This is a genomic window from Streptomyces sp. NRRL WC-3626, assembly GCF_000718785.1.
GTDB classification, from domain to species: Bacteria; Actinomycetota; Actinomycetes; order Streptomycetales; family Streptomycetaceae; genus Streptomyces; species Streptomyces edwardsiae.
This window is the reverse complement of sequence record NZ_JOCA01000002.1, coordinates 105,218-131,103: the sequence shown is the minus strand read 5'-3', so window position 1 is coordinate 131,103 and position 25,886 is coordinate 105,218. Positions and strand designations below refer to the sequence as shown.

Sequence of the window (25,886 nt, the reverse complement as noted above, 5' to 3'; positions counted from 1 at the left end):
ACACCATGCATCCCGTACCCGCGACCGCGCCCCGGCCCCTCGGATTCGAACATCAGCGGCGTGCCGAGCTGCTTGATGCCGCCGTCGTGCAGCGTGTTGACGTCCGTATCCGTCGCGGGGCGAAACCGGATACGAGGTGGGCGGCATGAGTGAGCCCACACATGCAGCGACCAGCCCCAGCAGTGAGACACCGACGCACCAGCATGTCCCGTCGGCGTTGCCGCCCGCCGCTCAGGACGGTGGCCGCAAGGCGATGCTTTCCAGGATTCTGCCCGTCGGCCGGCCTGTCCCGGCAGCGCGGAACGCGGTCACCGGGAGCCGATCATGACCGATCCGCTGCGCCCGGCCGCACCGAGCGCCCGATCCGTACCGCACGCCCGTACCGAGCCCCTGCCGCTCCCTCCGGCATCTGCCCCGCCCTCGCCCGAAGGCGCGGAGCTCGGCGATGAACTCACGGATGCCTACTGGTCGACCTGGGACGGTGAAGCCTCCCGCACCAGCATGTGGAAGATCTTCGCCACGCTCCCCGCGATCATCCGCCGCGTGCTGGGGATGGCGTGGCGCGCCGACGCACGGGCCACCTGGGCCGTGATCGTCCTGCAGCTGGGTTCGGCGGCGATGGCGGCGTTCGGGCTCCTGGCCTCGATCGGCGTCCTGCAGGCCCTCTTCGCCCAGGGCGCCACCCCGGACCGGATCCGCGCCGCGTTCCCGTCCCTGGCTCTGGTGGCCGGGCTGCTGATGTTCCGGGCCGTGCTCGATGCCGGGGTCGCCTTGTATCAGGCCCGGCTGACACCGAAGATCCGCCGCATTGTCGAGATGGATTTCCTTCGCCTGGCGGCCCACGTGCGGCTTGAGGCCGTCGACGACGCGAACTGGGCGGATGACTCCAACCGCGCCAACGACCGGGGGCTCTACTACGCGCGCCAGTCCATCACCCAGATCATGGAACTCGCGTCCGCGCTCCTCGGTCTCATCGGTGCCGCCTCTGTTCTGACCCTGCTCCACCCCCTTCTTCTGCCGCTGCTTCTCGCCTCGGTGATTCCGCAGGGGCTCGCCTCGGTGCGCTCTGCACGCATGCGGTTCCTCAGCCAGGTCCGCTACAGCACCCTCCAGCGGCGCGTGCGGCTGTTCACCTGGCTGCTGCTGGACCGGGACGCTGCCGCGGAGCTGCGCTCGTCGACCGCGCAGCCGGCGCTGCTGGGCGAGCACGAGCGCATCGCCCGGCGGATCGAGGAGGAGGACACCCGGCTGGGGCGGGCCGAGGCCCGCACGGCACTGTTCGGCCGAGCAGTCGGCGGTGTGGCCACCGGCCTGACCTACGCCGCGCTCGCCTGGATGACGATCGTGGGCTGGCTGCCGCTGGCCTCCGGGGGCGGCGCCGTTCTGGCAATCCGTGCCAGCCAGGGCACCCTGACCCGGATCGTCCTCGCGACGCATTACGTGTACGAGCACGCCCTGTGGGTGTCGGACCTGTACACCTTCCTGGAGAAGTGCCGCACGTTGCTTCCACGCCGCACCGGGCTCGCCGCACCCGGCCAGGTCAAGACGATCAGCATCGAGAACGTCGCCTACACCTACCCCGACGGGAAGAAGCCCGCGCTCAACGGCGTGTCCCTGGAACTGGCCGCAGGCTCCACCGTCGCATTCGTGGGGGCGAACGGCTCGGGCAAGTCCACGATGTCCAAGCTGATCGCCGGGTTGTACGAGCCGACGGCCGGCAGCATCGCCTGGGACGGCACCGACGTGCTGACGATGGACGCCGAAAGCGTGCAGGCCCAGGTAGCCATGGTCCTCCAGGACCCGGTGGAGTGGCCGCTCTCGGCCCTCGCGAACATCACCATCTCTACCGGGACGATCACGCAGGCCGATCCGGAGCGGGCACACGAGGCCGCGACGGCGTCCGGCGCCGACCGGGTCATCGCCGGGCTGCGCCAGCAGTGGACGACCCCGCTCTCGAAGCGGTTCAAGGACGGCGAAGAGCTCTCCGGCGGGAACTGGGCGAAGTTCGCCGTGGCCCGCGGTCTCTACAAGGACGCCGCGGTTCTCCTGCTCGACGAGCCGACCGCCAACATGGACCCGCGTGCCGAGCACGCCGCCTACACCGCTGTGCTGCGCGGCCGCCGTCGCGCGGACCGCATCACGATCCTGATCTCCCATCGGCTGGCCAGCGTGATCGAGTGCGATCGGATCTTCGTGTTCCAGGACGGCCAGATCATCGAAAACGGTGATCACGCTTCGCTGATGGCTCAACGCGGTGAGTACTACCAGATGTTCACCCTCCAGGCCGCCGCCTACCAGGCCGAGGCTCCGAGCAGGAACGGGGACAGCGGATGAGCGGCGCCGACAGGCGGATCACGCCCGCCCCACGCACTGAATGGCCGGAGCACTTCGATGACCACCTGGCCGGGACCGGCTGCCCGATCTGCACCAACGACTTCACCGCCGAGGACATCGGGTGGGGCCTGCTGATCAACAAGGGTCCGTTCGCCAACGCCTATCTGTGGCGCAGCGGTCAGGTCCGCGGCTATGTGGTGGTGATCTTCACCGCGCGGCACGTCGCCGAGCCGACCGCGATGACCTCCGCTGAGGCCGCGGGTTTCTGGAACGAGGCGCTGGCCGCCGGTCGCGCGGTGGAGCAGTACTACCGCCCGCTGAAACTCAACTACCAGCTCCTCGGTAACGCCGTGCCACATGCCCATTTCCACATCACTCCCCGGCGCTGCGCCGGCCAGGATCCGGCGCCCGGCGGGCCGCTCCCCTTCGACGTCCTCGATCTCGGCCGTCAGGACGAGGAGCAGTTGCAGTCCGACGCCCGGGGCCTGCGCGAGCTGCTGGGCCGCACTGGGTCCTCGGTGGTGTCACGGTGAGCGCGGAGTCCGCCGTGATGGTGGTGGCGGGAGTCCTGGCGCTGTACTACCGCATCATCCCGACCGACGTCTCCGAGGGGCCGTCAGGGACCGCCACCTGCAACTACGTGGCCCGGGACGCCGACGGCCGGCGATGGTTCGTGAAGGCCTATCCGGCGAGCGCTGATCTGGGGGCCGAGCAGCGTGCCCTCGAGCTGGCCGAGTTCGCCGCGCGCGGCGGGGTCCCGGTGCCGGTGATGCGCCGCACCCTCAACGGTGATCTCATCACGGCGGGCGGCGGGATGTCGGTGTCCGTCGCCGCGTTCGTTGAAGGTGCCGAGACAGCGGAAGGCGGTCTGTCCGGCACGCGGTGGGCCGCCGTCGGCGAGACCGTGGGCCGACTGCACCGCACGCTCGCCCGCCATCCGGACGGGCCGCCGCGCCGCGCCCCCGCCCGCGAGGTGTGCGACGTCAAGCGGGGCCGACAGCGCTTGGAGCGGCTGCTCGCCCGCTATGCGAAGCAGCCCCCGAGCTGCCCCTTCGAGGTGTGGGCGAGGGACGCCGCCCGGGAGCGGCTGGAGGGACTCCCCGCCGCGGCTTCCATGCTCAAGGCGCTCCCGCCGACCCTCGCCGTGCAGATCGTTCACGGCGACCTCTCCTCCCTGAACTTGATGCTGAAAGGCGAGAAGGTCGCCGCAGTGATCGACTTCCGGCCGCCGTCGCACCGCAGCCCGATGTGGGAGCTGGGCCGCATCGTGCTCGACCCGCGCACGGTTCTCGCTGCCCCCAACTGGCCCGAGGGCTTGGCCGCAGCCGTCGCTGCCTACCGGGAGGCCAACCCGGCCATGTCGACCGAAGACCTGCTGACGGTGCCACGGGTAGCGGCTGGCTATCTGGCCTGCTCGGCATATCCCCTGTCCGAGCCGCTCGACGACCCGTCCGCGGTCACCTCTCAGCTGGAGGCGTACGGGCGGGACCGGCATCAGGCGCAGTGTGTGCTGTGGGAGCGCCTGACGGAAGCCGAGGAGGTGCTCCATGACCTCCTCCACTGACCCCTCCCCCGGCGCCCGGCCGTCGCTGTGGCGACACCGCAGCTTCCGGCGCTACCTGACCGGTCAGGCAGCCAGCGTGACCGGCAGCTCAATCAGCAGCATGGTGATCCCCGTGCTGGCGGTACTCGAACTGGACGCCACCACCGCCGAGGTCGCTTGGTTGACGTTCCTGGGCCAACTGCCGCCCGCACTGCTGGCGTTGCACGCCGGGGCCCTCGCCGACCGCCATTCCAAGCGAAAGCAGATGATCACCGGCGATCTGGTCAGCGCCGCCGCGCTGGCCAGCGTGCCGGTGGCGGCCGCACTGGACCGGCTGTCCCTGCCCCAGCTGATGGTGGTCGCGGCCGTGCAGGGCGCGGCGGGCGTGCTGCACGATGCCGCCGCGATCAGTCTCCTGCCCAGCCTCGTCGACCGGTCCCTGCTCCAGCGGAGCAACAGCCGCATCGGCAGCCTCTTCGCCGTCGCCGCCACCGCGGGCAGCAACCTCGGCGCCGCCCTGACCGCGCTCCTCGGACCGGCCCGCGCCCTTCTCGGGGACGTCCTGTCCTACCTCATCAGCGCCTGGTGCACCGCCCGCATCCAAGCCCCCGAAAGCCCCCGGCCGGCAGCGGAAGACCGCCGCCTGCACACCGACATCGGTGAGGGCCTGCGCTACGTGAACGGCGACCACCGCCTGCGCACCCTGACCCTCGTCAACGCCACCACGTCGGCCGCCCTGGCGCTCCTCAACACCTTGTGGGCGCTGTACTTGCTCCGGTCCCTCGCCCTGGGCCCGACCGCGTTCGGCGTGGTCCTGGGCATCGGAGCCCTGGGCGCGGCGGCGGGTGCTCTGGCCGCCCCGTCGCTCGCGGCGCGGTACGGGCCCGGGCCGATGATGCTCGCCGCGCTCGCGATCACCCCGCTCACCCAGGTCCCTCTGCTCCTCGCCTCCCCGGGCCTGGTCTGGCAGTTCGCCATCGGTGCCGCCCTGTTCCTCCAGCTGGCCTGTGCCGGGGCCGCGGGAACGACCCAGCGCACCATTCGCCAGGTCGTCACCGCCGACGGCATGCAGGCCCGGATGCAGGCGGTGAGTACCTGGCTCACCTCCGGTGCGCGGCCGGTTGCCGCGCTCCTCGCCGGCGGACTCGGCACCTGGATCGGCGTACGCCCCACGCTGATCGTCGGCACCTGCCTCCTCGTCGTCCCTCTCCTGGTCCTCTACCGGTCCCCGCTGCGCAGCCTGCTGGAGATGCCCGGCTCGCCCACTGCGGCTCCTCTTTCAGCGGATGCCCTCACGCCACCGACGCCATCACCGTTGGAGCCGACCGTTCCCAATCCCGCGGCCGCCGTGGATGTACGGCAGGACCGCTCTGCGGGAGGTGGTCCATGAGCACGGACCTGAACACAGCCGCTGCCCCGGAGCCGTCACCGCCGTGTCCGGCGCCGGACACGACCCTCCAGCCCAGCACCTACGCCCTGCCCCACAACTCCCGAGGTGATCACGTGCCGCCCTCCCGCTCCCACATCCGCGCGACTGTCGAGGCCTATCTCGGCCGGCATGCCGAGGAACGGGAAGCCCTGGAAGGCCTGTTGGCTGTCCTCGACGGCACCGACGAGCCGTCCAGCCGCGCCACGCTGCCTGCGCACGTCACCTGCAGTGCCGTGATCATCGACCGCGACCGTCGGGTGCTCCACATCGGCCATCGGGTGACTGGGCTGCTTCTCGCTCCAGGCGGCCATGTGGAGACGGGTGACCGTACGCTCCTCGCCGCGGCCGTGCGGGAAGTGTGCGAAGAGGCCGGGATCCGCCCCGGCGACCTCTGTCTGACTCCGCAGTTCCTCGACGAGCCGGTCGACGTGGACGTCCATGACATCGACGCCAATCCGGCCAAGGGCGAGCCCGCTCACCAGCACTTCGACTTCCGCTTCGCGTTCTACCTCACCTCCGAGCAACCGCCCGCGCTCGCTCTGCAGGACGAGGAAGTCGCTGGCGCTCAGTGGCTGCCGCTCGCTGACGTCCAGTCCCCCACCCTGCGGGCCAAGCTCCTGGCCGCCGAGGCGGACGGCCTCGCCGGGCGGCCGGAGCCCGTAAACGCCGGCGCCTTGATCCACGACGGGGCAGGCCGGTACCTCCTTCATCTCCGGGATGACCGGGAGGGCATCTGGGAGCCCTGGGTGCTGGCCCTCCTTGGTGGCGGCCGCACGAGGGACGATTCCTGCCTTGAAGCGACGCTGCGGCGCGAGCTCGCCGAGGAGGTGCCGGGGCTGGAGCCCACGGAACTGGTGCCGTTCGCTGTGGAGGAGGCGACCAGCGCCGACGGCCTTGCGGTGCCCATCAGCGTCTACGCCGGGCACTGGAGCGGTGATGCCGCAGCGGTGGAACTCCGCGAAGGTGTCCTTCTGACGTGGTGCACCGTGGACATGCTCGACCGGCTGCGCCTGAGCCCCGGTCTCGGGGAGCTGATCCGGCGCCACGCGGCCGAGCACCCCGCGGCCGAGGGACCGCCGGACAACACCGATCCGCTGCCCGGTGAGGCCCCGCGGGGGACCGAGTTGCACATCGTCGGCGTTCACCTCCATCTCCAGGACGACCAGGGTCGGATCCTCCTCGGCCTGCGCCACCCGGACTCCACGTATGCGCCGGACACCTGGCACTTCCTGGCCGGCCACTGCGAGCGGGAAACGGCGATCGACTGCCTGGTTCGGGAGGCCAAGGAGGAAGCGGGCCTCACCATCGCGCCCGAGGACGCCGATCTCGTCCACACGGTGCACCACGTCGACTCCCCCGACGCCCGGCCGAGGATCGCGCTCGTCTTCCAGGCTCGCTCCTGGACCGGCGACCCGGAGGTCCTGGAGCCCGACCGGTGCGTGGAGTGGCGGTGGTGGAAGCCGCAGGACCTGCCGGAAGCGGTCGTGCCGTATACCCGCATGGCGATCGACGGGATTCTTCGGGGGCATCGGTACTCCGAGCAGGGCTGGGGCGAGCGATGAGCACTCTGGACGCCTGTCCCGCCGCCGGTGACCAGGCACCGGAGCAGGCCGCAGGCCCGGTCGGGGGAGCCACGCCGGCGGGTGCGGCAGCGGATCCGGCAGCGGCGCGGGCGGCGATGGTCGCCCGGCTTGAGGAGGAAGGGTCTCTGGGGCCGGGCCCGGTCCGCGACGCCCTCCTCGCACTGCCCCGCGAGGTGCTGATGCCGCAGGCGTACGTACGGCGCAGCGCTCCGGGCGAGGAGTCGCCGCGGTGGGATCTGCTGGAGTGGTCGGCGCTGCACGACCGCCCCGAGCTGCTCGGGCTGTTGTACGGCGGGGCCAGTGTGCTCGTCCAGCATGACGGGGAGCCGTTGCTGGGCCGGGCGCGCGGGACGCGGTCGGGGGCGTCGATCACGTCGATGTCGACGGTGATGGGCCTGACCGCCTCGCTGCTGGAGGAGCTGGATCTGCGTCCGGGGCTGCGGGTGCTGGACGTCGGGACGGGCGCGGGGGTGACCGCCGCGGTGGCCTGCAAGGTCTGCGGTGACCAGGGGGTGGTCACTCTCGACCGGGACCGGCACCTCACCGACGCGGCCGCCGCTCGGCTGGCCGACCTCGGCTTCCGGCTGCAGGTGGTGTGCGGGTCGGGCGAACAGGGTGTGCCGGGTCGGGAGTTCGACCGGATCTTCGTGTCGTACACGGTGGAGCGCGTGACCACGGCCCTCGTCGAACAGCTCGCGCCCGAGGGCAAGCTGCTGGCGCACGTGACCAGCGCGTCCCCGTCGTGGCCCGGCCTCGCTGTCGTCGAGCGCACCGCCGACGGGCAGATCACGGCGGAGCTGCGGGCCGTGGAGTTCGCCCACCGGGCGGGACACGGCGTGGCGCGGATCTGGCTCACGAAGGAGTTCCGGCAGCGCATGGCGACCGAGCCCGGCGCGTGGACCCAGCGGAGCATGCTGGCGCCGCCCGCGGAGAGCGACCGCAGTTTCTGGCTGGCGGCCGACCACCTCCTCGGAGGTCTGGTGCGGGACTTCGGGTCTGAGCACCTGGCGATCGGCGCACCCGGCTGCGGATCCTGGATGCGCGCGGAGCCGGTGGGGGACCGGCGCTGGAGCGTCACTGTCCGGGGCCCGCGGGATATCTGGAAAGAGATCCAGGACCTCGCCGACCGGTGGCGGGCCGCACGCTCCCCTGACCGCTACCGCCTCTACTTCGACGCGGACGGCGGGCAGCGCGCCGCGTCCGAGTGCGGACGCCTGTCCTGGCAACTCCCTGCCCCCCGCCCGCTTGATGAGGGAGCCACCTCGTGACCTACCCCGACGGGCCCCTTTCGGGCCTTGCACCGGAGCAGGAGACCATGTTCGAGGGCGCGGCGTTGAGCTACGCCCACCACCGCCCCGGCCTGCCGGAGACGGCGGTGCGCCTGCTCGGCGACACGCTGCGGGGCCGGCCGTCCCCGGTGCTGCTCGACCTGGGCACCGGAACCGGGCAGGTGCCCTTCGCGCTCCTGTCCGCCGGTGCCGACCTGACGCACATCGAAGCGGTCGACGTCAGCCCGCAGATGCTGCACCAGGCCAGGCAAGCCCTCACCCCTGTGCTCGGCCACTGCACCCTCACTCTGGTCCACGCGGCGGCCGACGCCTACGATCCGCTCGCGACGCTGCCGGGCGAACCGGACTCCGGCCCGGACCTGATCACCTGCTGCCGGTCCTACCACTGGATGAACGGTGAGGCGGTCCTGGAGATGGCAGACCGGGTCGCCACACCGGGTGCCGCAGTGGCGATCATGGGCGACGGGAGCCTGTGGACCCACGACGCCGACTGGACCCGTGCGCTGCGCGAGTTGATCCAGCGCTACCTGGGCGCCGAGCGCCGGGCGGGCGCCCGGCGTTCCTACGCCGAGCCTCGCCGTTCGTACGAGGAGGACCTCGCCGCCTCGGCGTTCAACGACGTCACCGAGTACCTGTTCCCGGTGACCCGCACCTGGGCGCCGCGGGAGGTACTCGGCTACCTGCGCACCACGTCCTTCGCCGGGCCTGAGCTCTTCGCAGAGCGGCACCAGGCGTTCGAGGACGAGGCCCTCGCCCTTTTCCACGCGCACGCGGTGGACGGGGCTCTGGTCGAGGAGACGACGTTCAGGGTTCTGCTCGCCCGACGTCCGGAGGGAGCGCGATGAGCGGCGAGCAGCGGCACACCGAGCCGGTGGACGTCCACCTGATCCTGCGCCGGGAGACCGCCGACGGGCCTCAGGTTCTGTTGTCCCGGCGGGCTGGGCAGGTGTACGCCGCCGGCCTGTGGCACCTGCCATCGGGGCATCTGGACGGTCCGCACGAGGACGTGGTCACCGCCCTGATCCGCGAGGCGCGGGAGGAGACCGGGGTCGTCATCGACCCGGCCGATGTGCGGGCCGCCGTGACCGTGCACCACCGAAGCCCCGGAGGCGCCTCCCGTACCGGGCACTTCTTCGAGGTCCGGCAGTGGAAGGGCGAGCCCGAGATCGCGGAGCCGGACGTCTGCGACGCGATGGACTGGGCACCCCTTCACGCCCTGCCCGCCCAGATGGTGGCGTACTGCCGTGCGGGCCTGGACGCCTACACCGCCGGCCCGCGCCTGGCCGTGCACTTCCAACTGCCCGGCGACAGCATCGCCTTCGACCCCGGCGCCGACCGACTACGCCTCGTGCCGGACGTGACCGGCCAGGCGTCTACCGCCCGTCCCGACGCCGCGGTCGTGAAGTTCGCGGAGCAGGCGGTCGGCCGGATCACGCAGTGGACGGATACGTCATGGGCGCGCGAGGAGAGCCGCGTATGGCGGGTCCACGGCATCCAGGGCGGCACCTGGTACGTGAAGGTGCACCAGAACGAGCGGTTCCACGGCCGGGAAGTGCGGGGGCTACGGACGTGGGCGCGGGAGCTGGGGGCGGCCGCCCCCCGGCTGGTCGCCGCCGACGAGACCCTGCGAGCGGTGGTCCTCACCGCGGTGCCGGGCCGCCCGCTGCACGGCACCGTCCTTGCCCCGGAGCGGGAGAGGGAGGTCTTCCAACGGATCGGCGCGCTGGCCCGCCGCATCCACCAGGCCTCTCCCCCACGGCCCGCTCCTGTCGGCAGCGGCCCAGCCCTCGCCAAGGCCGACCGGCACCTGGCCGGGGCGCGGTCTCATCTGCTTCCAGGTGATGAGGAGTTCGTCCGCGAGCTCGTCCGGCAGGCCGAGGCCCTGCCACCACTGGAGTGGGTGGAGACCCATGGAGATTTCCAGCTCAGAAACGTCCTCGCCACTTCCGACGCCGCCGCCGAAACGGACGACCGTGAGGTCTTCGTGGCGGTGATCGACCTCGAGCGCAGTGAGCCGGGGCCAGCAGTACGGGATCTGGTCCGTCTGTCCGACGCCTGGGCCGGCCGCGACGACCTGTTCGAGGCGTTTCTGGCCGGGTACGGCAGGACCCTGACCGCCGCCGAGGAGGCCCGGCTGGTCATCGATGCAGCGCTCGATTCCGTGAGTGGGATCGCCTACGGCACCGCCCACGGTGACCCCGAGCTCGTCGAACGAGGCCGGCGGACGCTGGCCCGGCTGCGCGCCGCGCACCGTGCAGCCTTCTCACCGACAGGAGATGCGACGTGAACGCCGACACGGCCCCCACTGCCGCGGCCGGTCCGCGCGACGCCGCCGGACGGCCGCCGGTCCGCGCGGCAACCGCCGCTGACGCCGAGGCCATCACCCGGATGCGCTCCGAACGTGTCCTGTCCGCACCGTTCACCGAGGACTGGGTCCGGCGGTGCACGGACGCGCTGGCGCCACGGCTTACGCCGGGTGGAGACGCCCGGGCCGTCGTCATCGACGCCCCGGACGGAACGATGGCCGCCTGCGCCCTCGGCCTGATCCACCCCGTGCTCCCGGCCCCGGCCTACCCCCGAGGCCGGGCCGCCCGCGTGCAGCTCGTCGCCACCCAGCCCGAGTTCCGCCGCCGCGGCTACGCCCGGGCGGTCGTGTCCGCACTCCTGGACCACCTTGCCGACGTCGAGGAAGTGACGCTGTTCGAGCTGCACACCAGCCCGGAGGCGGCGCCTCTGTACCGGGAGTTCGGCTTCAGCGGCAACCCGGCGCTCATGCGGATGACCCGCCACCACCATCTGGCCGGTGCCGTGCCCGGTACGCAGCCGGAATCGACGTGGGTGCCGTCGCAGCAGTACGTCGACTCACTGCCCCGGGCGGCCGCGTACGTGTGCCTCTACGTCACCGACGAGGACGACCGGCCGCTCCAGCTGCACTCCGTCTACTCCCCCGGCCACCCCTGGCACATGATCGGCGGCGCGATGGATCTGGGCGAGCGGCCCTGGGACGCGGTGGTGCGCGAGTGCCGGGAAGAGACCGGCATGACCGCCGTGGGCCCGCCCCGGCTACTGGCCACCGTGTTCGGACTGCCCCGGGAGAGGCGTCCGTACAGCACGCTGCAGCTGATCTTCGACGGCGGGCGCCTGACCGCTGAGCAGATCCGGGGCCTCACCCTCAACCCGCGCGAGCACGACGAGGCCCGCGTCCTGCCCCTGGCCGAGTGGGAGGCCTTGATGCCGGCCCGCGATTTCGTGCGGCTGCGCGCCGTGGAGGAGGCCCGCCGCACCGGCGTGGCCGCATACGTCGACACCTGGGGGAACGCATGACCAGCAGCATCGTCTTGATGTCCGACCGGCGGGTCGCCGCGATCCCCGTCCAGGAGCGCGGCGAGGCCCTCCTCGACGCCCGCGCGCACGGCCTGAAGGTCGACGACCGCAAGCAGGACGCGGCGGGCGCCTGGGCCCACGTCCGCCAGGGCGTGCTCACACGGCTCCAGCAGGCGCAAGCGCTGCTACCCGGCGGTGTGCGGCTGCTGTTCATCGAGGGCTACAGGCCCCCGTCCCTGCAGCACCGGTACTTCGAGGAGTACTCGGACGAGCTCGCGCGCACCCATCCGGACTGGCAGGCTGCCGAGCTCCGGGAGGCCGCCAGCCGCTTCGTGTCGCCTCCGGAGATCGCGCCGCACTCCGCCGGCGCGGCCGTCGACGTGACCCTGATCGACCACCAGGGCCGTGAGCTGGACATGGGCACACGCGTCAACGTCTCCCCGGAGGAGTCCGACGGCGCCTGCTACACCGACGCCCCCAACCTGAGCGCCCGGGCCCGCACGAACCGGGCCACCCTGGGCGGCGCCCTGTCCACCGCAGGCTTGATCAATTACGGGACCGAGTGGTGGCACTGGTCGTTCGGCGACCGGTACTGGGCACTGCAGACCCAGCAACCGTCCGCCCTCTACGGCCCCGTCGAACTGCCCTGACACCGCACCACCACCCCCGCCTTTCACGAACGAGGAGCGACCTGTGGGATACACCCGGACTGACTGGTCCGAGCACTACAACGACGGGCGCGGCTTCCGGCGGCTCGGGGACGAGGAGAAGTGCCTGCTCGTCGAGCGTGCCCCGGCACCGAAGGACGGCCGCGCGCTCGACGTGGGTTGCGGAACGGGCGAGTTGTCCGTCTACCTCGCCTCGCTCGGCTACACCGTCGACGGAGCGGACTTCGCCGAGGGCGCGCTCGAGCGGGCACACGCGGAGCACGCCGGGGTGGAGGGGGTGCGCTGGCTGAGCCTGGATGTCGAACGCGACGACCTGGCCGCCCTCGCCGAGGACGGCTACGACCTGATCGTCCTGCGGCTGTCCATCGCGTTCATCCGTGATCGCGCCCGTGTCCTTCGCGCTCTGGCCGCGCAGCTGCGCGAGGGCGGGGCGCTCGTCATCATCACGCCGATCGTGGAGAACACCCCGGAAGAGCGGCGCCACATCGCCCTGGACGAGAACGAACTCGCCGCGCTCACCGACGGGTTCGAGCACGTCGAGCAGTTCGACGCGGAGGGCCTGGCGGTGCTGGTCCTGCGCGGGCCGGCCGGATTCAGCGCGGAGGAGAAGCTGCGGCCCGAGCCGCAGGCCGTCTTCGGTGCCGCAGTGGTGGTTACCGACACGTTCGGCCGGGTTCTGCTGGGCCGCTCCACCCGGGGCATGTGGGAGCTGCCCGGCGGCCGCATCGAGACCGGCGAGGCCGCGCCAGCGGGCGCCGTGCGGGAGCTCAACGAGGAGACCGGGCTGACGGCGCGCGTGGAGGACGCGCATGTCATCACGGTGCTGCACGACGACCGCCTGGATGTACGCCGCGTGACCGCCGTGGTCCGCGTCTCCCGCTGGGACGGTGAACTCGCTCTGTCCGAGCCACACCGCTTCGTACGCTGGGAGTTCCACGAGTTGAACACCTTGGCGACCCTCGGGAAGATCTTCGCGCCCAGTGCCCAGGCTCTGACCGCGGTGTGGCCCGGGGTGCTGCCGGGGCTCCCGCCGGTCCACTCCTACGCGTGCTCCGCCGCCCCGCCGGTGCCCGGGGAGCCAGCCGAGGCGGTCCGGCTGCGCGAGCGGATGGCGGACATCGTGATCAGCAAGGGCTGGGCACCCTCGCTGCGGGTCCAAGCCGCGTTGCGTGAGGTGCCCCGGCACCGGTTCGTCCCCGAGACCCGGCTGGAGACGGCCTACCACGACGACCTCGCCGTGGTGACGGTCCGGGAGTCACCCCAGAGGGCGCTGAGCTCCGTCTCCGCGGCCTGGCTGCAGGCCGACATGATCGAGCAACTCCGGCTGGAGCCGGGGATGACCGTGCTGGAGGTCGGCTCCGACGGATACAACGCGGAACTCCTGGCGCACGTCCTCGGGGAACGCGGGCGGGTGGTGACCGTGGACGTCGACCCGTACGTGGTGCACCGAACGCAACGGCTGTGCGCGGAGGCCGGCAGCGGCCGGGTCACCGCCGTCCTCGGCGACGGCCGGCTTGGCGCGCCCGAACACGTCCCGGCCGGCGGTTTCGACGGGATCGTGATCACGCACAACGCGTCCGATGTCGCACCGGCATGGCGGGAGCAGCTCGCCGAGGGGGCCCGGCTGGTCGTGCCGCTGGAGATGGGCGGCTACACCCGTTCCCTCACCCTGGTCCGGCGTGGCGACGTGCTGCACTGCGAGCACTGGACGTACTGCGGTTTCGTACGCGACCGCGGCGCGGCCGCCCATACCGCCCCCGCCGTCCCTCTGGCGGACGGCAAGGTCACGGTGCGGTGGGAGGACGGGACGCCCGGCGACACCGCCGGTCTCGACGAGGCTCTGCGCGGGCCCCGGCACGAACGCTCCACGGGCCTGGTCGTCCGGGGAGTCTTCAACTTCGAGACGTTGCAGGTCTATGCCGCGACGAGCCTGCCGGGGTTCTGCCGCCTGTCCGCGCCGAAGGGGTCCACGCTCGTGGCGCAGCAGGACGCGGCCGCGATCCTGGCGGACGGTTCGCTCGCCTACCTGACCTACCGCCAGGTCAAGGACGCCCCGGATCCGGCCGACCGTCTCACCGAGTTCTTCATCCACGCCTACGGCCCAGCAGCCGAACGGGTGGCGGAGCGCTTCGCGGAGTGCGTGCGCGTCTGGGACCGCGAGGTGCGCGAGAGCGGCTATCCGCCTATGACCATCCACCCGGCCACAACGCCCGACGACCAGCTGCCGCCCGGTGACGTGCTCGACAAGCCCAGCGCACGACTTGTCTTCCAGTGGCCGGGCCGGACCCCCGCCGGCGCACTGAGCCTTTCGACCGCAGGGGGACAGCGTGCCTGACTCCGACGAGCTGATTCCCGAGACGGCGGCGTCCTCCACGATGCCGTCCCTGCTCGGCGTGTTCGCGCACCCCGACGACGAGAGCCTCCTCGCCGGCGGTGTCTTCGCCCAGCACGCCGCCGCGCACGCGCGCACCGCCGTCGTCACCATGACGTGGGCGCCCGACAGCCCGCGGGCTCCCGAACTCGCCGACGCCTTGCGGACGCTGGGCGCGAGTCCACCCCGCATGCTCGGATACGGCGATGCCCGCAACCCGCAGGCGGCTCCCGGCCGTCCCCGGCTCATCGACGCACCGCTCGACGAGGTGGTCACCGCCCTGGTCCAGCAGATCCGCTCGTTCCGCCCCGACATCGTGGTCACGCACGACGCTCTGGGCCAGCTGACCGGTCACCCGGACCACCTCCGCACCCACCAGGCGGCGCTGCTGGCGTTCCACGCCGCGGGCCTGGAACACCTCTACCCGCAGGCCGGGGCTCCGTGGCAGCCCGACGCGCTGTACGCCGCGACGCATCCACATTCGGGGGTGGGCGAACTGGGTGCGCTGTTGACGCGGGTCGGCAAGAAGGTGCTCAGCGTGCCGGACGGACACGTCACCGAGAGGGTCGACGTGAGCGACTGCACGGACCGGAAGCTGGCCGCGATCTTGGCACACCGCAGCGAAGCCGCGCGGGAGCGGCCCCTTCCCGGAATCCTCTCCCGGCTTCCCGCAGCCGAGCGGGAGTCGATCATCGCGACGGAGTACTTCACCCTCCTCGGCAGGAAGCCGGCGCCGGGCGGGGCGGTCCTCCAGCAGTCACCGTGAGCTGCTGCCGAGGAGCTTGGTCATGGCCCGGTTGACTCGGGCGTCGCGTCCAGCGACGTAAGAGGGGCAGGGCAGGTAACCGGCCCGATGGTAGAGAGCGAGAGCGGCGGTGTTGCGCCGTCCGGTCTCCAGCATGATCCGCGTCGCGCCGCGGCTGGCAGCATGCCCTTCGAGACGTAGGAGGAGGTACCGGCCGATTCCGTGGCCGCGAGCTTCACCGGAGACGTACATCCGTTTGATCTCCGCAGTGTGCTCATCGAGGAGGCGTACGCCTCCGCACCCGACCGCCTCGTCGCCGACGTGGGCAATGAGGAACAGGCCGGCGGGCGGGTCGAAGTCCGCCTCGGGGGTGGCGTCCGGGTCGTCGGCGAAGCCGTACAACGTGTGCTGTTCGGCGCGGAGGGCCTGGGTCAGGCGCCGGGCGTCCGGGTGATCGTAGGGCGCGGCGGTCACGGAGGGCGTCAGGCGTATCGCGGCCGGGGCGTCGGAGGCGGTGGGCACGAAGGTCATGAAGCCGATAGTGCCCTGTCGACAGCGGTGAGCGCACGGGCGCCGTCCGGCGCGCGCATACGGGCGCCTGCTGAACGGCGGATCCGGCGAAGGAGGTTGCGGCAGCGGATGGACTGCACATCGGGTACCCGGTCGGCAAGTTGCAGGAGGGTGGCTGCGGTGGCGTCGGGGTCGCGGGCGAGGAGGTGGGCGTGCGCGAGGTGGATGCCGTGCAGAAGGGCGGAGCGGGGGAATCCGCTGGTGGGGCCGTGGTCGGTGAGGGGAGACAGGAGCGTGGTCGCCTCGGCGAGCAGACGCCTGGTGTGGGCGGCGTTGGTGGCGGCGAGTTCGACGAGGGCGTGGCCAGCCTCGGCGGAGACCTGTTCGGGGGTGAAGTAGTACAGGGAGGGCGGGTCGTCGTCGCGGCGGTGTTCCAGGAGGGTTCGACAGCGGTCCGTGGCGTCCCGGAAGGCGCTGATGTCGCCGGCCGCGGCGTGGGCGGTGGCCATGCGGCCCCAGGCGCGGGCGCGGACGACAGGGCTACTGCGGGCGGTGTGGTCGACGGCGGCTTCGGCGTAGCGCAGGGCGGCGGCGGGCTTGCCGGTCGCGGCGTGCTGGTAGGCCAGCATGCCTAAGACGTTGGCGACCGTGGTGGTGTCCCCGGCGGCTCGGGCGAGACGGATCGCGAGGAGCTGGTAGCGCTGGGCCGCCGCGTTGAGGTCGGCGTCGAAGGCCATCCACCCGCTGAGCTGGGCCATGCCGCTGGCGGTGGCCAGGAGACGGGTGCCGACGTCGGTGGTGTAACTGCTGCTGCGGACCAGGTCGAGGACGCCGGCGAGTTCGATGCGCACGTACCGCTGGGACAGGGCTCCGCCTCCGGCGGTGTCGTCCAGGCGCCGCAGGCGGCCGAGGTGGCCTTCGAGGACGTCGACGAACGCGGGCAGGACCTGCTCCTGGGTGCCCGGTGCAGCGGTGCGCAGCGGGCTCTGCCGGGTGGCGTCCCAGACGGCGCTCAGGAGTTGGCTGTCGCCTGCCGGGTGGAGGATGGCCTGCTCTTGCGGGTCGGTAGCGGTCCATGCGGTGGCGGTAGCCAGGACGTCGGCGACCGAGCGGCGGCCGACGAGGTCGTCGGTGGCGGTCTTCTCGGCCGTCGCGCCGCCCGTAGCGGGCTCTCCCCAGAGGTCCGCGGCGTTGAAGGGTTCGCCGGTGGCCTCGGTGAGGACGGTGGCCGCGAGCCGGCGCACGGTCGCGGAGCGGGGCCGGGTGCCGTTGAGCCAGGCCCGGCCGGCGGTCAGGTGCAAGGTGGGCTGGCCGGCGGCTTCCAGGCGGGGGTTGAGGGCCCGGACGAGATCACGGGGTGTCCACCGGGCTGCCCGGAGGGCGGCGGCCAGGGCCTGGTTCGAGGGGGGCGCGGACGCCGACCCGGCGTCCGCCGACGTCGCGTCGCGGAGGGTCATCACGCCCGGACGCTACGTCAGATCTCCTGCGTGGGGCGCGAATTCTCGGCTTTTCTCGCTCTCGCCGCGAAATTCTCAACGTTCTCTCCGGTCCCCCCTGCCGCAGCCTCTTCGGGCGCTGTGTGCTGGTGAGCCCGCCGCCGGCCGACCGCGCCGACGGCTTGGCCGGCCACCATCTGGGCCGTCGCCGCCACCTGTCACGACGCGTACGTCCGCCTACCGGCGGCCGGTGCGCGGGAGTTGGAGGACGCCATGCCGCACCGTTTCGAGCCGGGTCCGCAGCGCGAGCGGATCGCGGCGGCGCTCGCGGACTACGTTCGCGCGGGAGGGGCGCTGTCGGTGGCGGACGGCTCCGGCGTGATCGGGGAGCTGGAGCAGCGGATCGAGAAGGTCCTGGGCCTGCCGGATCCGCTGTCGTTCTCCTCGGGCACCGCCGGGCTGCACGCGGCCTACCTCGCGCTGGACATGCCGCCTGGCTCGGAGGTGATCGGACCGGTCACCACGTTCCACGCCTCGCTGAGCCCGGCGCTGCACGCCGGTCTCAACGCGGTACTCATCGACGTCGAGGCGGACACCGGGAACCTGTGTCCCGCGGCGCTGGAGGCGGCGATCACCCCGCTGACCCGGTGCGTGACGGTGACGCACTACCTGGGGCATCCCGCCGCGATGGAGGAGATCACCCGGATCTGCCGCGAACGGGATCTGCACCTGATCGAGGACATCAGCCACGCCTACCTGTCGACGCTGCACGGGCAGCGGGTGGGGACGTTCGGCGACATCTGCGTCGGCAGCATGCAGGACAGGAAGTCCTGGCCCGCCGGTGAGGGCGGCCTGTTCAGCGCCGCGCGCCCGCAGTGGCGCGAGCGGGCGCTGCTGGCCGGCCACTACCGCGGCCGCGCCCTTCTGCTGAAGGACCCGGAGCTGGCGGCGTTCGGGGAGACCGGGCTGGGGCTGAAGATGCGGATGCATCCGCTGGCCGCAGTGGTGGGCCTGGCCAACGCCGAGGACCTGGTGGAACGCCTGGCGGCCCGCCGCGCGCTGCTGGAGCGGCTGAGCCGGGGCCTTGAGGGCCTGGCGGGGGTGCGGCCGCCGGTGGTGCGGCCCGGCGCCGGTATGGGGGGCTGGTTCTCCTACCGGCCGCAGATCCAGCCCGGCGAGCTGAAGCCGGGGGTGGACGTCGACGCCTACCTGCGGCGGCTGCAGGACGCCGGGGTTCCGGCGCACTACCCGTCGGTCGGCTCGCTGTCCGGCATGCCGCTGTTCACGCGTCCGGTCCCGCTGCACGCGGCGGCCAGCACCTGGCGGCCGCGGCGGTGCGGGCCCTTCCCCGGCGAGAGCGCCTACAACGCGGGCCGGATCAGCGTGAGCGTCACCGACCAGGACACCGAGGAGACGATCGACGCCTACGCCGCCGCCTACGCCGAGGCGTCGCAGTCCCTGGCCCGGCCGGTGGCGGCATGACCGCCTGGGCCGCCGTCCCCGCCGTCCCCACCGTCCCCGCCGAGCCCGGCCGGGCGGGCCTGGCACTTCCGGCGCGACGGCGGCTGTTCGGCTGGTCGCGGGAGATGGCCGAGCAGCGCCGGGAGCTGGAGCGCTGCTGGACGGCGGCGCTCCGGGCCGGCGACGCGATCAGCCCGCCGCCGGGTGTCGCGGCGGCGCACCATCTGGCGGACGGCGGCGGGTTCCGCCTTCCGGTCGCCTGGGAGGACCAACTTCCGGCAGCGGCACGCGTGTTCTTCGACGACCGGGTGGTGCGCGGGGGCTGGGTGTATCTGCGGGGCTTCGGCTACTACGCGGCCGACGCGCAGATGTACCTGCCCGGCCGCGCTCCGGCGCCGGGCCGGAGGTTCGCCGCCGTCCAGCAGCGGTGGCCCCGGTACGCGGAGTTCGCCCGCCCGCTGGCGGAGCCCGCGGCGCGGGAACCGGCTGGGTGGTACGCGTGGCTGGCGTGGCTGGCGTTCCTGGAATCGGCGGTACAGGACGTGTGCACCGCGCGGTGGAGCGCCGCGGTCCTCGGCCACGACAAGGCGGCCGGGGTGCTGGACGAGGTCCTTCAGGGGCTCGGCGTGCTGCTGGCCGAGGCAGCCTGGAACCGGTGGCAGCCGCAGGGTTGCCCGGCCGGTCCGTGCGATCGGGCCACCTGGGCGGAGCGGGCCGCCGCGTTGAGCTCCGATGCCCGGATCCCGGAGGTCCTGAGCGAGCTGGCGCGGGCGCTTCAGGGGCCGGAGGTCGCGGCGGACGCGGTGCGCGCCGTGCGCGAGGGCGACGTGCTGTGGCAGATCGCCGCGGTCGCCCACACCCGCTGGCCGGCGCTGGCCGCGGCGCACCCGGATGCGCCGGTGCTGCTGGTCAGCGAGGCGTTCGGCGCGATGGCCGCGGGCCCGGTGCTCGCCGGGATGCTGCCGGCCGGCCAGCGCGGCCGGGTCCGCCTCGCGCTCGCCCGCGGTTCGGTCCACGAGGAGGAGATGGCCCGGGTCTCGGGCACCGCGTGGCGCACCGGGCGCCTGAAGGCCGGCGGGCACGTGGTGGTGCATCTGGACGACAGCGTGTTCACCGGCCGCACCCACGCCGGACTGCGCCGGGCCCTGACCGGCGTCCCGGCCGCGGTGTACCTGGTGCCGCTCACGCTGGACGTGGGCACGCCCTTCAACCACCCCGAGGAGATCACCGCGCTCGGCCGCGGCGTCGGCGAGCACCTGGCCGACCTCGAGACCGCCGTGCGCGCCGTGGGCGGGACGCTGCCGCCCGCGCCGAGCCTGTGGGCGCGCCGCAAGACACCCACCCCGCCCCTCGGCGCCGACGGGGGTCCGGAGGAAGGCTCGTGGGAGGAGGCGTTCGCGCGGGTGGCGGGCGGCTCGGACCGGCTGATGGCACTGCTGTGGGACCGCTACGCCCCGGAGGTCCGCAATGCCTGACCGCCCGAGCCCGCGCATCTCGGCCGAAGTGCCGGTAGAGGAACTGGTGTTCACCGCGCCGGCCGGCCGCCGGGCCCGCATGGTGTCCTGGCTGGCCTACCAGCAGATGGCCGCCGACGTCGCGGGGCAGATCCGCCGCGCCCACCCCGGTGCGGTGACGCTGGTGGGCATCTTGCAGGGCGGGTGGATCACCGCCCAGTCCCTGGCCGACCTCCTGCCCGCCTCGACGGTGCTGGCCGCCGCCGCCCGGCGCCGCAGCGAGCGCACCGACGGCCTGGAGCTGCTCGCCGCGGCCGACGGGCTCTTTGCCCCCGGTACTCCCCCGCCGGGGCAGCCGCTGATCGTGGTGGACGAGGTCGTCGACTCCGGCCGCACCGCCCGATTCTTCCTCGACCACCTCGCCCCGTACGAACCGCAGTTGGCGTGCCTGGCGGCCTCGGACACCGCAGACCCGGCACCGCACTTCACCGCCTGGTCCATGTCCGACCTGCCCGCACTGGTCCTGCCCTGGCGGGTCCTGCGCGACGCCGACCAGACCGCCGGGTGCCTGCTGGCCGCCGGCCCCCTGACCACCGCCCAGCTCGACGAGAGGCTGCGTGACCTCGGCCATGACATCGACCCCGACCTCCTTGAGTCCCATCTCGACCATCTCGCCGCCCGCGACCGGCTCCACCGCGACGGCGCGCTCTGGCGCCTTCCCGGCGGGCCGGACGGCGGCTGATCCCGCGATCGTCAGCGGCGCCGAGCGGGTTGCCGCGTTCTACGACGCGGACCCCGAGCGGGAGTGGCAGCGCACCCGCTCCGGCCCCTACCACCGGCTGGAGACGGAGGTCATCCACCAGCAGGTCCTGGCCGGGCTGCGCCCGGGAAGCCGCATCCTCGACATCGGCTCGGGCCCGGGCGTCCACGCCCTTCAGCTGGCCCGCCACGGGCACATGGTCGCCCTGTCCGACCTGTCCGCGAACAGCCTAAATAGCGCCCGCGCCCGCTTCCGCCAGGCCGGTCTGGAAGGGCACCTGCTGGGCACGCAGCACGGCCCGGCGCAGCACCTGACGCCGCCGCCGGGCCAGTTCGACGCGGTGCTGATGTTCGGCCCGCTCTACCACCTGCTCGACGACGCGGATGCCCTTGAGGCGGTGCGCCGGGCCGCGACCGCGCTGGCGCCGGGTGGCCAGCTCCACGCGATCTTCCTGACCCGCACCTCGGTCCTGCGGGACCTGCTCAAGCGCGGCCGGTTCACGGAGATGACCGCGCTGACCGGCGGCGGATACCTCGACCACGGCCGCTACGAGCCGCTGCCTGCGGTGTCGGCCGACGACTACATGCCGCCCACCCGCACCCACCGCCTCACCGAGGCCGAGGACCTGCTGGCCGCGGCCGGACTGGAGGTCACCGGCCGGTACTCGCTGGAGGGCGTCGCGGCGTGGATGCGCCCCTACGTCGACCAGTGCGCCGCCGACCAAGCGGCGTTCACCGCGCTGAGCCGCGCAGTGCGGGAGACCACCCAGGTGAGCGAACTCCTCGAGGCGGGCGATCACTTCCTGCTGTCCGCCGCACCAGCCGGACTGCCGCGCCCTCGCCCGAAGCGTCGCCCGGCGGCGGGACGGGTGGACCTCGTCGGGCGCCACCGGAGCGTGCTGGCCGGCACCGACGGCCGCATCACCTTCGCCCCGGCCCTCATCAGCCACCGCGGCCGCCGCCTGCTGGCCGTGACCACCGGCCCGGCCGACGCCCGTACCTACATCCCACGGCAGCTGCCAGGCCGCGCCCCCGAGCCGTGGTACACCGGCGGACGCAACCGCATCGTCCTCACCGCCATGCCCGAGCCCTGCGGGCCGGTGTCCCTGGACGGTGCCCGGCCGCTGCCGGTCCCGGACGGCTGTGAGGACGTCACCGGCGTGAGCCTGGTCGTCCACCAGGAGGCGCTGCACGCCTACTTCAGCGCCCGGCCCGACGGCGGGGCCTGGTCGATCTACCGCACCGTCAGCCGCGACGGCGGAACCACCTGGGCCGCCCCCCACCTTGCCCTCGCCCCCGCCGCCGAAGACGGGGCGACCGACGGCGAGCACGTGCTGCTGCCGACCCTGCTGCACCGCGGCGGCGCCTGGTGGATGTGGTACGCCGGACGCGACGGCCACCACCGGCGCATCCACCTGGCCACCTCCACCGACGGCCTCACCTGGCAGCGTCACGGCGTCGTCGTCACCACCGGCCCGGCCGGAGCCCCGGACGCGTACGCCGCCGACTGCCCCGCCGTCGCCCCCGCCCCGGACGGGGGCCTGCTGATGGTCTACGGCGCCGGTACCTCCCGATCCCTGTCCGCCGCGCACTCCCGCGACGGCCTGACCTGGCGGCCGCTGGGCGCCGTCCTGCACCGCGGCGGCCCCGGCAGCCCGGACTCCCGCTACGCCTTCTACCCCACGCTGCTGCCCGAGAGAGCCGGCCGGATCCGTCTGCTGTACGCGGGCGAGGACGAGCAGGCGCGCTGGACGGTGCTGGACGCCGGGCTGCTGGACGCCGCGCTGCTGGCCGAGCGTCCCGCTCCGCTGCCGCTGACCGACGAGATCGCAGCCGCCGTCGACCGCGTCCGCGACGAGGTCCCCGCCCCGTACTGGGAGATCCCGGAGGACTGCCACGCCCCCACGCCCGCCTACGCCTCCCCCGACGGGGCGCTGGCCCAGCTGCGGCCGAGCAGCACGCCGGTGTTCGCCGCCCGCACGACCGCGGGCACGGTCGTGGTCAAGCCCGGTCGCGGCCGGGCCTTCGCCGAACGGGAACACACCGGTCTGCAGGCCCTCGCCCGGCATCTGCCCGTGCCTGCCACCGCGCTGCACTACCGCGGCGAGGACGCGACGCTGGTCTCCCAGGCCGTGGACGGCGTCCCCCTGCGGGACCTGGCCGCCACCGACCCGGGGCGATTCCTGACGGTCCTGGGCGAGGTGGCCGCCCGGCTGGTCCACGGCGCCACCGCGACGCTGACCCCCCGCCGGGAGGACGACGTCGACCACTCGCTCCAGACCCCCGCGGTGCTTTCCGGCTGGGTGGAGGACCTCGCCCACCGGCTGCGGCCCTGGGCCGACCACACCCTTCACCTCAACGGCGCACCGACCCACCTCAGTTGCCGCTCCCTCATCCACCTCGCGCGCCGCTCCCTCACCCCGGCCGCCCCGGACGGCTGGCTCGTCCACGCCACCGGCGACCTCCACCTGGGCAACGTCCTCGTCCACCCGACCGAGCCGCGCTGGTGGGTGATCGACGCCGAGTTCGCCGGCATGCACGACCTCGACCAGACACTGGCCAAGCTGGCCGGCTCCTGCCTGAAGCACACTGGCCTGCTCGCCGGCGCCGCGGTCCGCGAACACCGCGGCGTCCTGGAGGTCACCTGCCCGCTGGCCGAACCGTTGGGGGGACAGCTCCTCGAAACGACCTGGCTGCTGGACCGGTTCGACGGCTTGCCCCTGGACCGGGCCCGGATCTTCGGCCTGCTCATGCCGGACTTGTACTTCCGCCTCACCCGCGACGAGAACGCCCCCGCCACCGCCGAGGGCCTGGCCGCCCTCGCGCTGGCCGCTCGGATGACCGGCCACGGAGCAGCCCAGTGACCCCCACCCCCCACCAGCCGCTCGTGCCGCCGATGCCCGCGGTCACCACCGTCCTGTTCGACATCGACAACACCCTGACCCCCACCCGCGTGATCTGGCAGCACGCCCTGGACGCCGTCGCCGCTCGCCTCGCCGGCGCCCACCCCGGCGTGAGCGCGGCCGTCATCGCCTCCACCTACGTGCACACCTCCGACCGGCTGTGGGGCGACTACGACCGCGCCCTGGCCCCGCTCGGCTCGCACACCGCCGCCCGCCGCCACGTCTGGGAAACCGCCCTGCGCGAAGCCGGGATCGAACTGGACGAGCGGCAACTGGCCACCCACGTCGACGACTTCGCCCACCGGCAGATGCGCGCGATCCGCACCGTCCCCGCCACCGTCGACGCCTTCCGGCGCCTCGCGGCGGTCTACCAGCTCGGCGTCGTCACCAACGGCGACGCCGACCAGCAGCACGCCAAGCTCGAACAGGCCGGCCTCGACCCGTTCTTCGAGACCGTGGTGTGCGCGCTGGGCAACGGCCACCGCAAGCCGCATCCCGCACCGTTCCACCGGGCCTGCGAGGACCTGGCCGTCCGGCCCGAGGAGTGCCTGTACGTCGGCGACGAGTGGACCGCCGACATCGTCGGCGCCCGCGCCGCCGGACTGCACCCGGTCTGGATCACCCCCACCGGGCAACCCCCGCCCGGATCGCCGCCGACCACCCGCTTCACCAGCCTCGCCTCCTGCCTGAGAGCGCTGTGCGACCACGCCGCGCGCCGGCCGATCCGCGAAACGGAGCCCACGTGACCACCACGGCTACCACTCTCCCGCCCCCGCCCCGGGCGAACACGGCCCACCCCGCCTCGCCCGTCTCCGGGAGCGCCGTCGCCTGCGACCTGCTGGGCCTGGTCCGCATTCCCGCCGCCGAGCTGCACCTCGCGGCCAACGCCGGCCTGGACCCCGCCCTGCTGGACACCTTCCTCCCGGCCGCCGGCGGGTCCCGGCCCGCGGCGGGCGCGCGCACCATCCGGCTCAGCCGGGGCCCGGCCTACTACCAGCCCCGTACGGCGCTGCCGTCCTGGGCGGCGCTGGGCGAAGCCCTCGGCCGCCTGGACCACCGGGCGCCGGGGCAGGCCCCAGCACTGCGGCACGCGCTGCTCGACAACCTCCACAACCTCGCCGCGGCCGGCGCCTACACCCTGTGGCACGGCCTCACCGACCGCCCCAGCCTCACCGACGATCCGCGCCCGGCCGCGCTGGAACGCCTGCTGGAAACCGCCACCTCCACCGCCGCCGCGCTGCACGGCCACCGCGCCGCCAGCCCGTTTGCCCCGCACCCCGGCGACCTCGCACTGCTGCAGGCCCACGAGGCGGGCTGGCGGGCCTTCCGGGAGCTCGACAACCCGGTCAAGATCGGCAACGAGCTGCGCTTCCTCGCCGAGCACGTACTGGCACCCCGGCCCGACCTCACCGCCGTCCTGGCCCCGCTGTATGGGTCGCTGTCCCTCGCGCTGGCCGCCCGGACCGTCCTTCCCGCCCTGCTCGGCCGGCCGGTCGACGTGCACCTGGTCCGCCTTGGGTTCCACGACCAGGGCAACGTCGCCTACCTCGGCGCCGGCGGCACCGTCCGCCACCGCGCCACAGCCCCCCGCGCCTACCGCGACCGCCTGACCGCCGCGGCCCGCGACACCACCCTGCTGGTCATCGACGACAACGTGGGCTACGGCAGCACGCTGCGCGCCAGCCGCCAACTGATCGAGCAACTCGGCGGTCGGGCCGTCACCCGCAGCGTCGAATCCGCCTGGACCCTCTACCACCGCTCCGGCCGGCACGACATCGCCGACGCCGCCGACCTGCCGAGCCTGCGCCCCAACCTGCACCACAGCATCCAGACCCGCCTGACCGGACACCTGCTGCGCGGTGACACCGGCGCCTACCTGAGCGACGGAGCCCACCGTACGGCGGGCACGCTGCACCGGCAGATGGCCGCCAACTTCGACCTCGCAGTGAGCACCGGCACCTGGACCACCGCCCAACTGGCCGCCATGCGGGCCGAACTCGCCCACGCCGCCTCCTGGAACGAACCGCCCGGCCCCCGCCCGGCCGCGCTCGCCGCCGCCTGAACCCGGAGGCGCCCA

At 73.2% G+C, this 25,886-nt stretch carries 20 protein-coding genes; 18 read left to right on the top strand and 2 right to left on the bottom strand.

All coding sequences use genetic code 11. The annotated features are described in order from the left end of the window. Positions 1-324 precede the first annotated feature (324 nt). From IF28_RS0103255 to IF28_RS0103200, 12 genes are read left to right on the top strand one after another with little or no spacing between them, the layout of a single operon-like run. Positions 325-2,334, top strand: a complete 2,010-nt coding sequence (locus IF28_RS0103255; protein ID WP_051713609.1) for an ATP-binding cassette domain-containing protein — start codon at positions 325-327, stop codon at positions 2,332-2,334. Continuing rightward, positions 2,331-2,867, top strand: a complete 537-nt coding sequence (locus tag IF28_RS0103250; protein ID WP_234324855.1) for an HIT family protein — start codon at positions 2,331-2,333, stop codon at positions 2,865-2,867. Before IF28_RS0103255 ends, IF28_RS0103250 begins: the two co-directional genes overlap by 4 nt. After that, on the top strand, positions 2,864-3,898 hold the full coding sequence (locus tag IF28_RS0103245; RefSeq protein ID WP_051713608.1) for a phosphotransferase enzyme family protein: 1,035 nt from the start codon (positions 2,864-2,866) through the stop codon (positions 3,896-3,898). The genes IF28_RS0103250 and IF28_RS0103245 overlap by 4 nt, the downstream gene beginning before the upstream one ends. After that, the gene (locus tag IF28_RS0103240; protein ID WP_030213552.1) at positions 3,882-5,267 is read left to right on the top strand and encodes an MFS transporter; all 1,386 of its coding nucleotides are present in this window, start codon (positions 3,882-3,884) and stop codon (positions 5,265-5,267) included. The genes IF28_RS0103245 and IF28_RS0103240 overlap by 17 nt, the downstream gene beginning before the upstream one ends. After that, positions 5,264-6,868 (top strand): NUDIX domain-containing protein, encoded by a 1,605-nt coding sequence (locus IF28_RS0103235; protein WP_234324853.1) that lies wholly within the window; start codon positions 5,264-5,266, stop codon positions 6,866-6,868. The genes IF28_RS0103240 and IF28_RS0103235 overlap by 4 nt, the downstream gene beginning before the upstream one ends. Next, a complete protein-coding gene (locus IF28_RS0103230) occupies positions 6,865-8,157 on the top strand; it encodes a protein-L-isoaspartate O-methyltransferase family protein (protein WP_234324852.1) in 1,293 nt (430 codons plus the stop codon). Before IF28_RS0103235 ends, IF28_RS0103230 begins: the two co-directional genes overlap by 4 nt. Next, positions 8,154-9,023, top strand: a complete 870-nt coding sequence (locus IF28_RS0103225) for a class I SAM-dependent methyltransferase (protein ID WP_030213543.1) — start codon at positions 8,154-8,156, stop codon at positions 9,021-9,023. The genes IF28_RS0103230 and IF28_RS0103225 overlap by 4 nt, the downstream gene beginning before the upstream one ends. Continuing rightward, complete coding sequence (locus tag IF28_RS0103220) at positions 9,020-10,465, top strand: phosphotransferase (protein ID WP_030213538.1); 1,446 nt, start codon at positions 9,020-9,022, stop codon at positions 10,463-10,465. The genes IF28_RS0103225 and IF28_RS0103220 overlap by 4 nt, the downstream gene beginning before the upstream one ends. Beyond that, positions 10,462-11,502 carry a GNAT family N-acetyltransferase gene (locus tag IF28_RS37430; RefSeq protein ID WP_030213535.1) on the top strand — a complete coding sequence of 347 codons (1,041 nt, stop codon included), beginning with the start codon at positions 10,462-10,464 and terminating at the stop codon, positions 11,500-11,502. Before IF28_RS0103220 ends, IF28_RS37430 begins: the two co-directional genes overlap by 4 nt. After that, complete coding sequence (locus IF28_RS0103210; RefSeq protein ID WP_030213533.1) at positions 11,499-12,152, top strand: M15 family metallopeptidase; 654 nt, start codon at positions 11,499-11,501, stop codon at positions 12,150-12,152. The genes IF28_RS37430 and IF28_RS0103210 overlap by 4 nt, the downstream gene beginning before the upstream one ends. 43 nt (positions 12,153-12,195) lie before the next feature. Next, positions 12,196-14,505 carry a methyltransferase, FxLD system gene (gene fxlM / locus IF28_RS0103205; protein ID WP_030213531.1) on the top strand — a complete coding sequence of 770 codons (2,310 nt, stop codon included), beginning with the start codon at positions 12,196-12,198 and terminating at the stop codon, positions 14,503-14,505. Between the two features lie 40 nt (positions 14,506-14,545). Then, positions 14,546-15,307, top strand: coding sequence for a PIG-L deacetylase family protein (locus tag IF28_RS0103200; protein ID WP_030213522.1), 762 nt, complete (start codon positions 14,546-14,548; stop codon positions 15,305-15,307). Here IF28_RS0103200 and IF28_RS0103195 read toward each other — a convergent pair. Both IF28_RS0103195 and IF28_RS0103190 read right to left on the bottom strand, forming a co-directional pair. Beyond that, entirely contained in the window at positions 15,299-15,817 is a 519-nt protein-coding gene (locus IF28_RS0103195; RefSeq protein ID WP_051713606.1) for a GNAT family N-acetyltransferase, read from the bottom strand. The two genes, IF28_RS0103200 and IF28_RS0103195, sit on opposite strands and share 9 nt — an antisense overlap. Beyond that, a complete protein-coding gene (locus tag IF28_RS0103190) occupies positions 15,814-17,253 on the bottom strand; it encodes a hypothetical protein (protein ID WP_030213515.1) in 1,440 nt (479 codons plus the stop codon). The genes IF28_RS0103195 and IF28_RS0103190 overlap by 4 nt, the downstream gene beginning before the upstream one ends. Positions 17,254-17,505: 252 nt before the next feature. On the opposite strand from IF28_RS0103190, the gene IF28_RS36895 reads away from it, so the two are divergent. From IF28_RS36895 to IF28_RS0103160, 6 genes are read left to right on the top strand one after another with little or no spacing between them, the layout of a single operon-like run. Further along, complete coding sequence (locus tag IF28_RS36895; RefSeq protein WP_051713605.1) at positions 17,506-18,714, top strand: DegT/DnrJ/EryC1/StrS family aminotransferase; 1,209 nt, start codon at positions 17,506-17,508, stop codon at positions 18,712-18,714. Then, positions 18,711-20,168, top strand: a complete 1,458-nt coding sequence (locus IF28_RS0103180) for a hypothetical protein (protein WP_030213509.1) — start codon at positions 18,711-18,713, stop codon at positions 20,166-20,168. Before IF28_RS36895 ends, IF28_RS0103180 begins: the two co-directional genes overlap by 4 nt. Then, positions 20,161-20,889 carry a phosphoribosyltransferase family protein gene (locus IF28_RS0103175; protein ID WP_030213507.1) on the top strand — a complete coding sequence of 243 codons (729 nt, stop codon included), beginning with the start codon at positions 20,161-20,163 and terminating at the stop codon, positions 20,887-20,889. Before IF28_RS0103180 ends, IF28_RS0103175 begins: the two co-directional genes overlap by 8 nt. Continuing rightward, on the top strand, positions 20,798-23,770 hold the full coding sequence (locus tag IF28_RS36890) for a methyltransferase domain-containing protein (protein WP_030213504.1): 2,973 nt from the start codon (positions 20,798-20,800) through the stop codon (positions 23,768-23,770). Before IF28_RS0103175 ends, IF28_RS36890 begins: the two co-directional genes overlap by 92 nt. Further along, the gene (locus IF28_RS36885; RefSeq protein ID WP_051713604.1) at positions 23,767-24,555 is read left to right on the top strand and encodes an HAD family hydrolase; all 789 of its coding nucleotides are present in this window, start codon (positions 23,767-23,769) and stop codon (positions 24,553-24,555) included. The genes IF28_RS36890 and IF28_RS36885 overlap by 4 nt, the downstream gene beginning before the upstream one ends. Beyond that, on the top strand, positions 24,552-25,871 hold the full coding sequence (locus IF28_RS0103160; protein WP_030213502.1) for a phosphoribosyltransferase: 1,320 nt from the start codon (positions 24,552-24,554) through the stop codon (positions 25,869-25,871). The genes IF28_RS36885 and IF28_RS0103160 overlap by 4 nt, the downstream gene beginning before the upstream one ends. Positions 25,872-25,886 lie beyond the last annotated feature (15 nt).

Excerpts from the sequence above, each read along its gene's own strand:
- IF28_RS36895 (WP_051713605.1), top strand. The coding sequence starts at position 17,506 with ATGCCGCACCGTTTCGAGCCGGGTCCGCAGCGCGAGCGGATCGCGGCG.
- IF28_RS0103195 (WP_051713606.1), bottom strand. The coding sequence starts at position 15,817 with ATGACCTTCGTGCCCACCGCCTCCGACGCCCCGGCCGCGATACGCCTG.
- IF28_RS0103180 (WP_030213509.1), top strand. The coding sequence starts at position 18,711 with ATGACCGCCTGGGCCGCCGTCCCCGCCGTCCCCACCGTCCCCGCCGAG.
- IF28_RS0103250 (WP_234324855.1), top strand. The coding sequence starts at position 2,331 with ATGAGCGGCGCCGACAGGCGGATCACGCCCGCCCCACGCACTGAATGG.
- IF28_RS0103210 (WP_030213533.1), top strand. The coding sequence starts at position 11,499 with ATGACCAGCAGCATCGTCTTGATGTCCGACCGGCGGGTCGCCGCGATC.
- IF28_RS0103175 (WP_030213507.1), top strand. The coding sequence starts at position 20,161 with ATGCCTGACCGCCCGAGCCCGCGCATCTCGGCCGAAGTGCCGGTAGAG.
- IF28_RS0103240 (WP_030213552.1), top strand. The coding sequence starts at position 3,882 with ATGACCTCCTCCACTGACCCCTCCCCCGGCGCCCGGCCGTCGCTGTGG.
- IF28_RS0103235 (WP_234324853.1), top strand. The coding sequence starts at position 5,264 with ATGAGCACGGACCTGAACACAGCCGCTGCCCCGGAGCCGTCACCGCCG.
- IF28_RS0103220 (WP_030213538.1), top strand. The coding sequence starts at position 9,020 with ATGAGCGGCGAGCAGCGGCACACCGAGCCGGTGGACGTCCACCTGATC.
- IF28_RS0103200 (WP_030213522.1), top strand. The coding sequence starts at position 14,546 with ATGCCGTCCCTGCTCGGCGTGTTCGCGCACCCCGACGACGAGAGCCTC.
- IF28_RS0103190 (WP_030213515.1), bottom strand. The coding sequence starts at position 17,253 with ATGACCCTCCGCGACGCGACGTCGGCGGACGCCGGGTCGGCGTCCGCG.
- IF28_RS0103255 (WP_051713609.1), top strand. The coding sequence starts at position 325 with ATGACCGATCCGCTGCGCCCGGCCGCACCGAGCGCCCGATCCGTACCG.
- IF28_RS0103230 (WP_234324852.1), top strand. The coding sequence starts at position 6,865 with ATGAGCACTCTGGACGCCTGTCCCGCCGCCGGTGACCAGGCACCGGAG.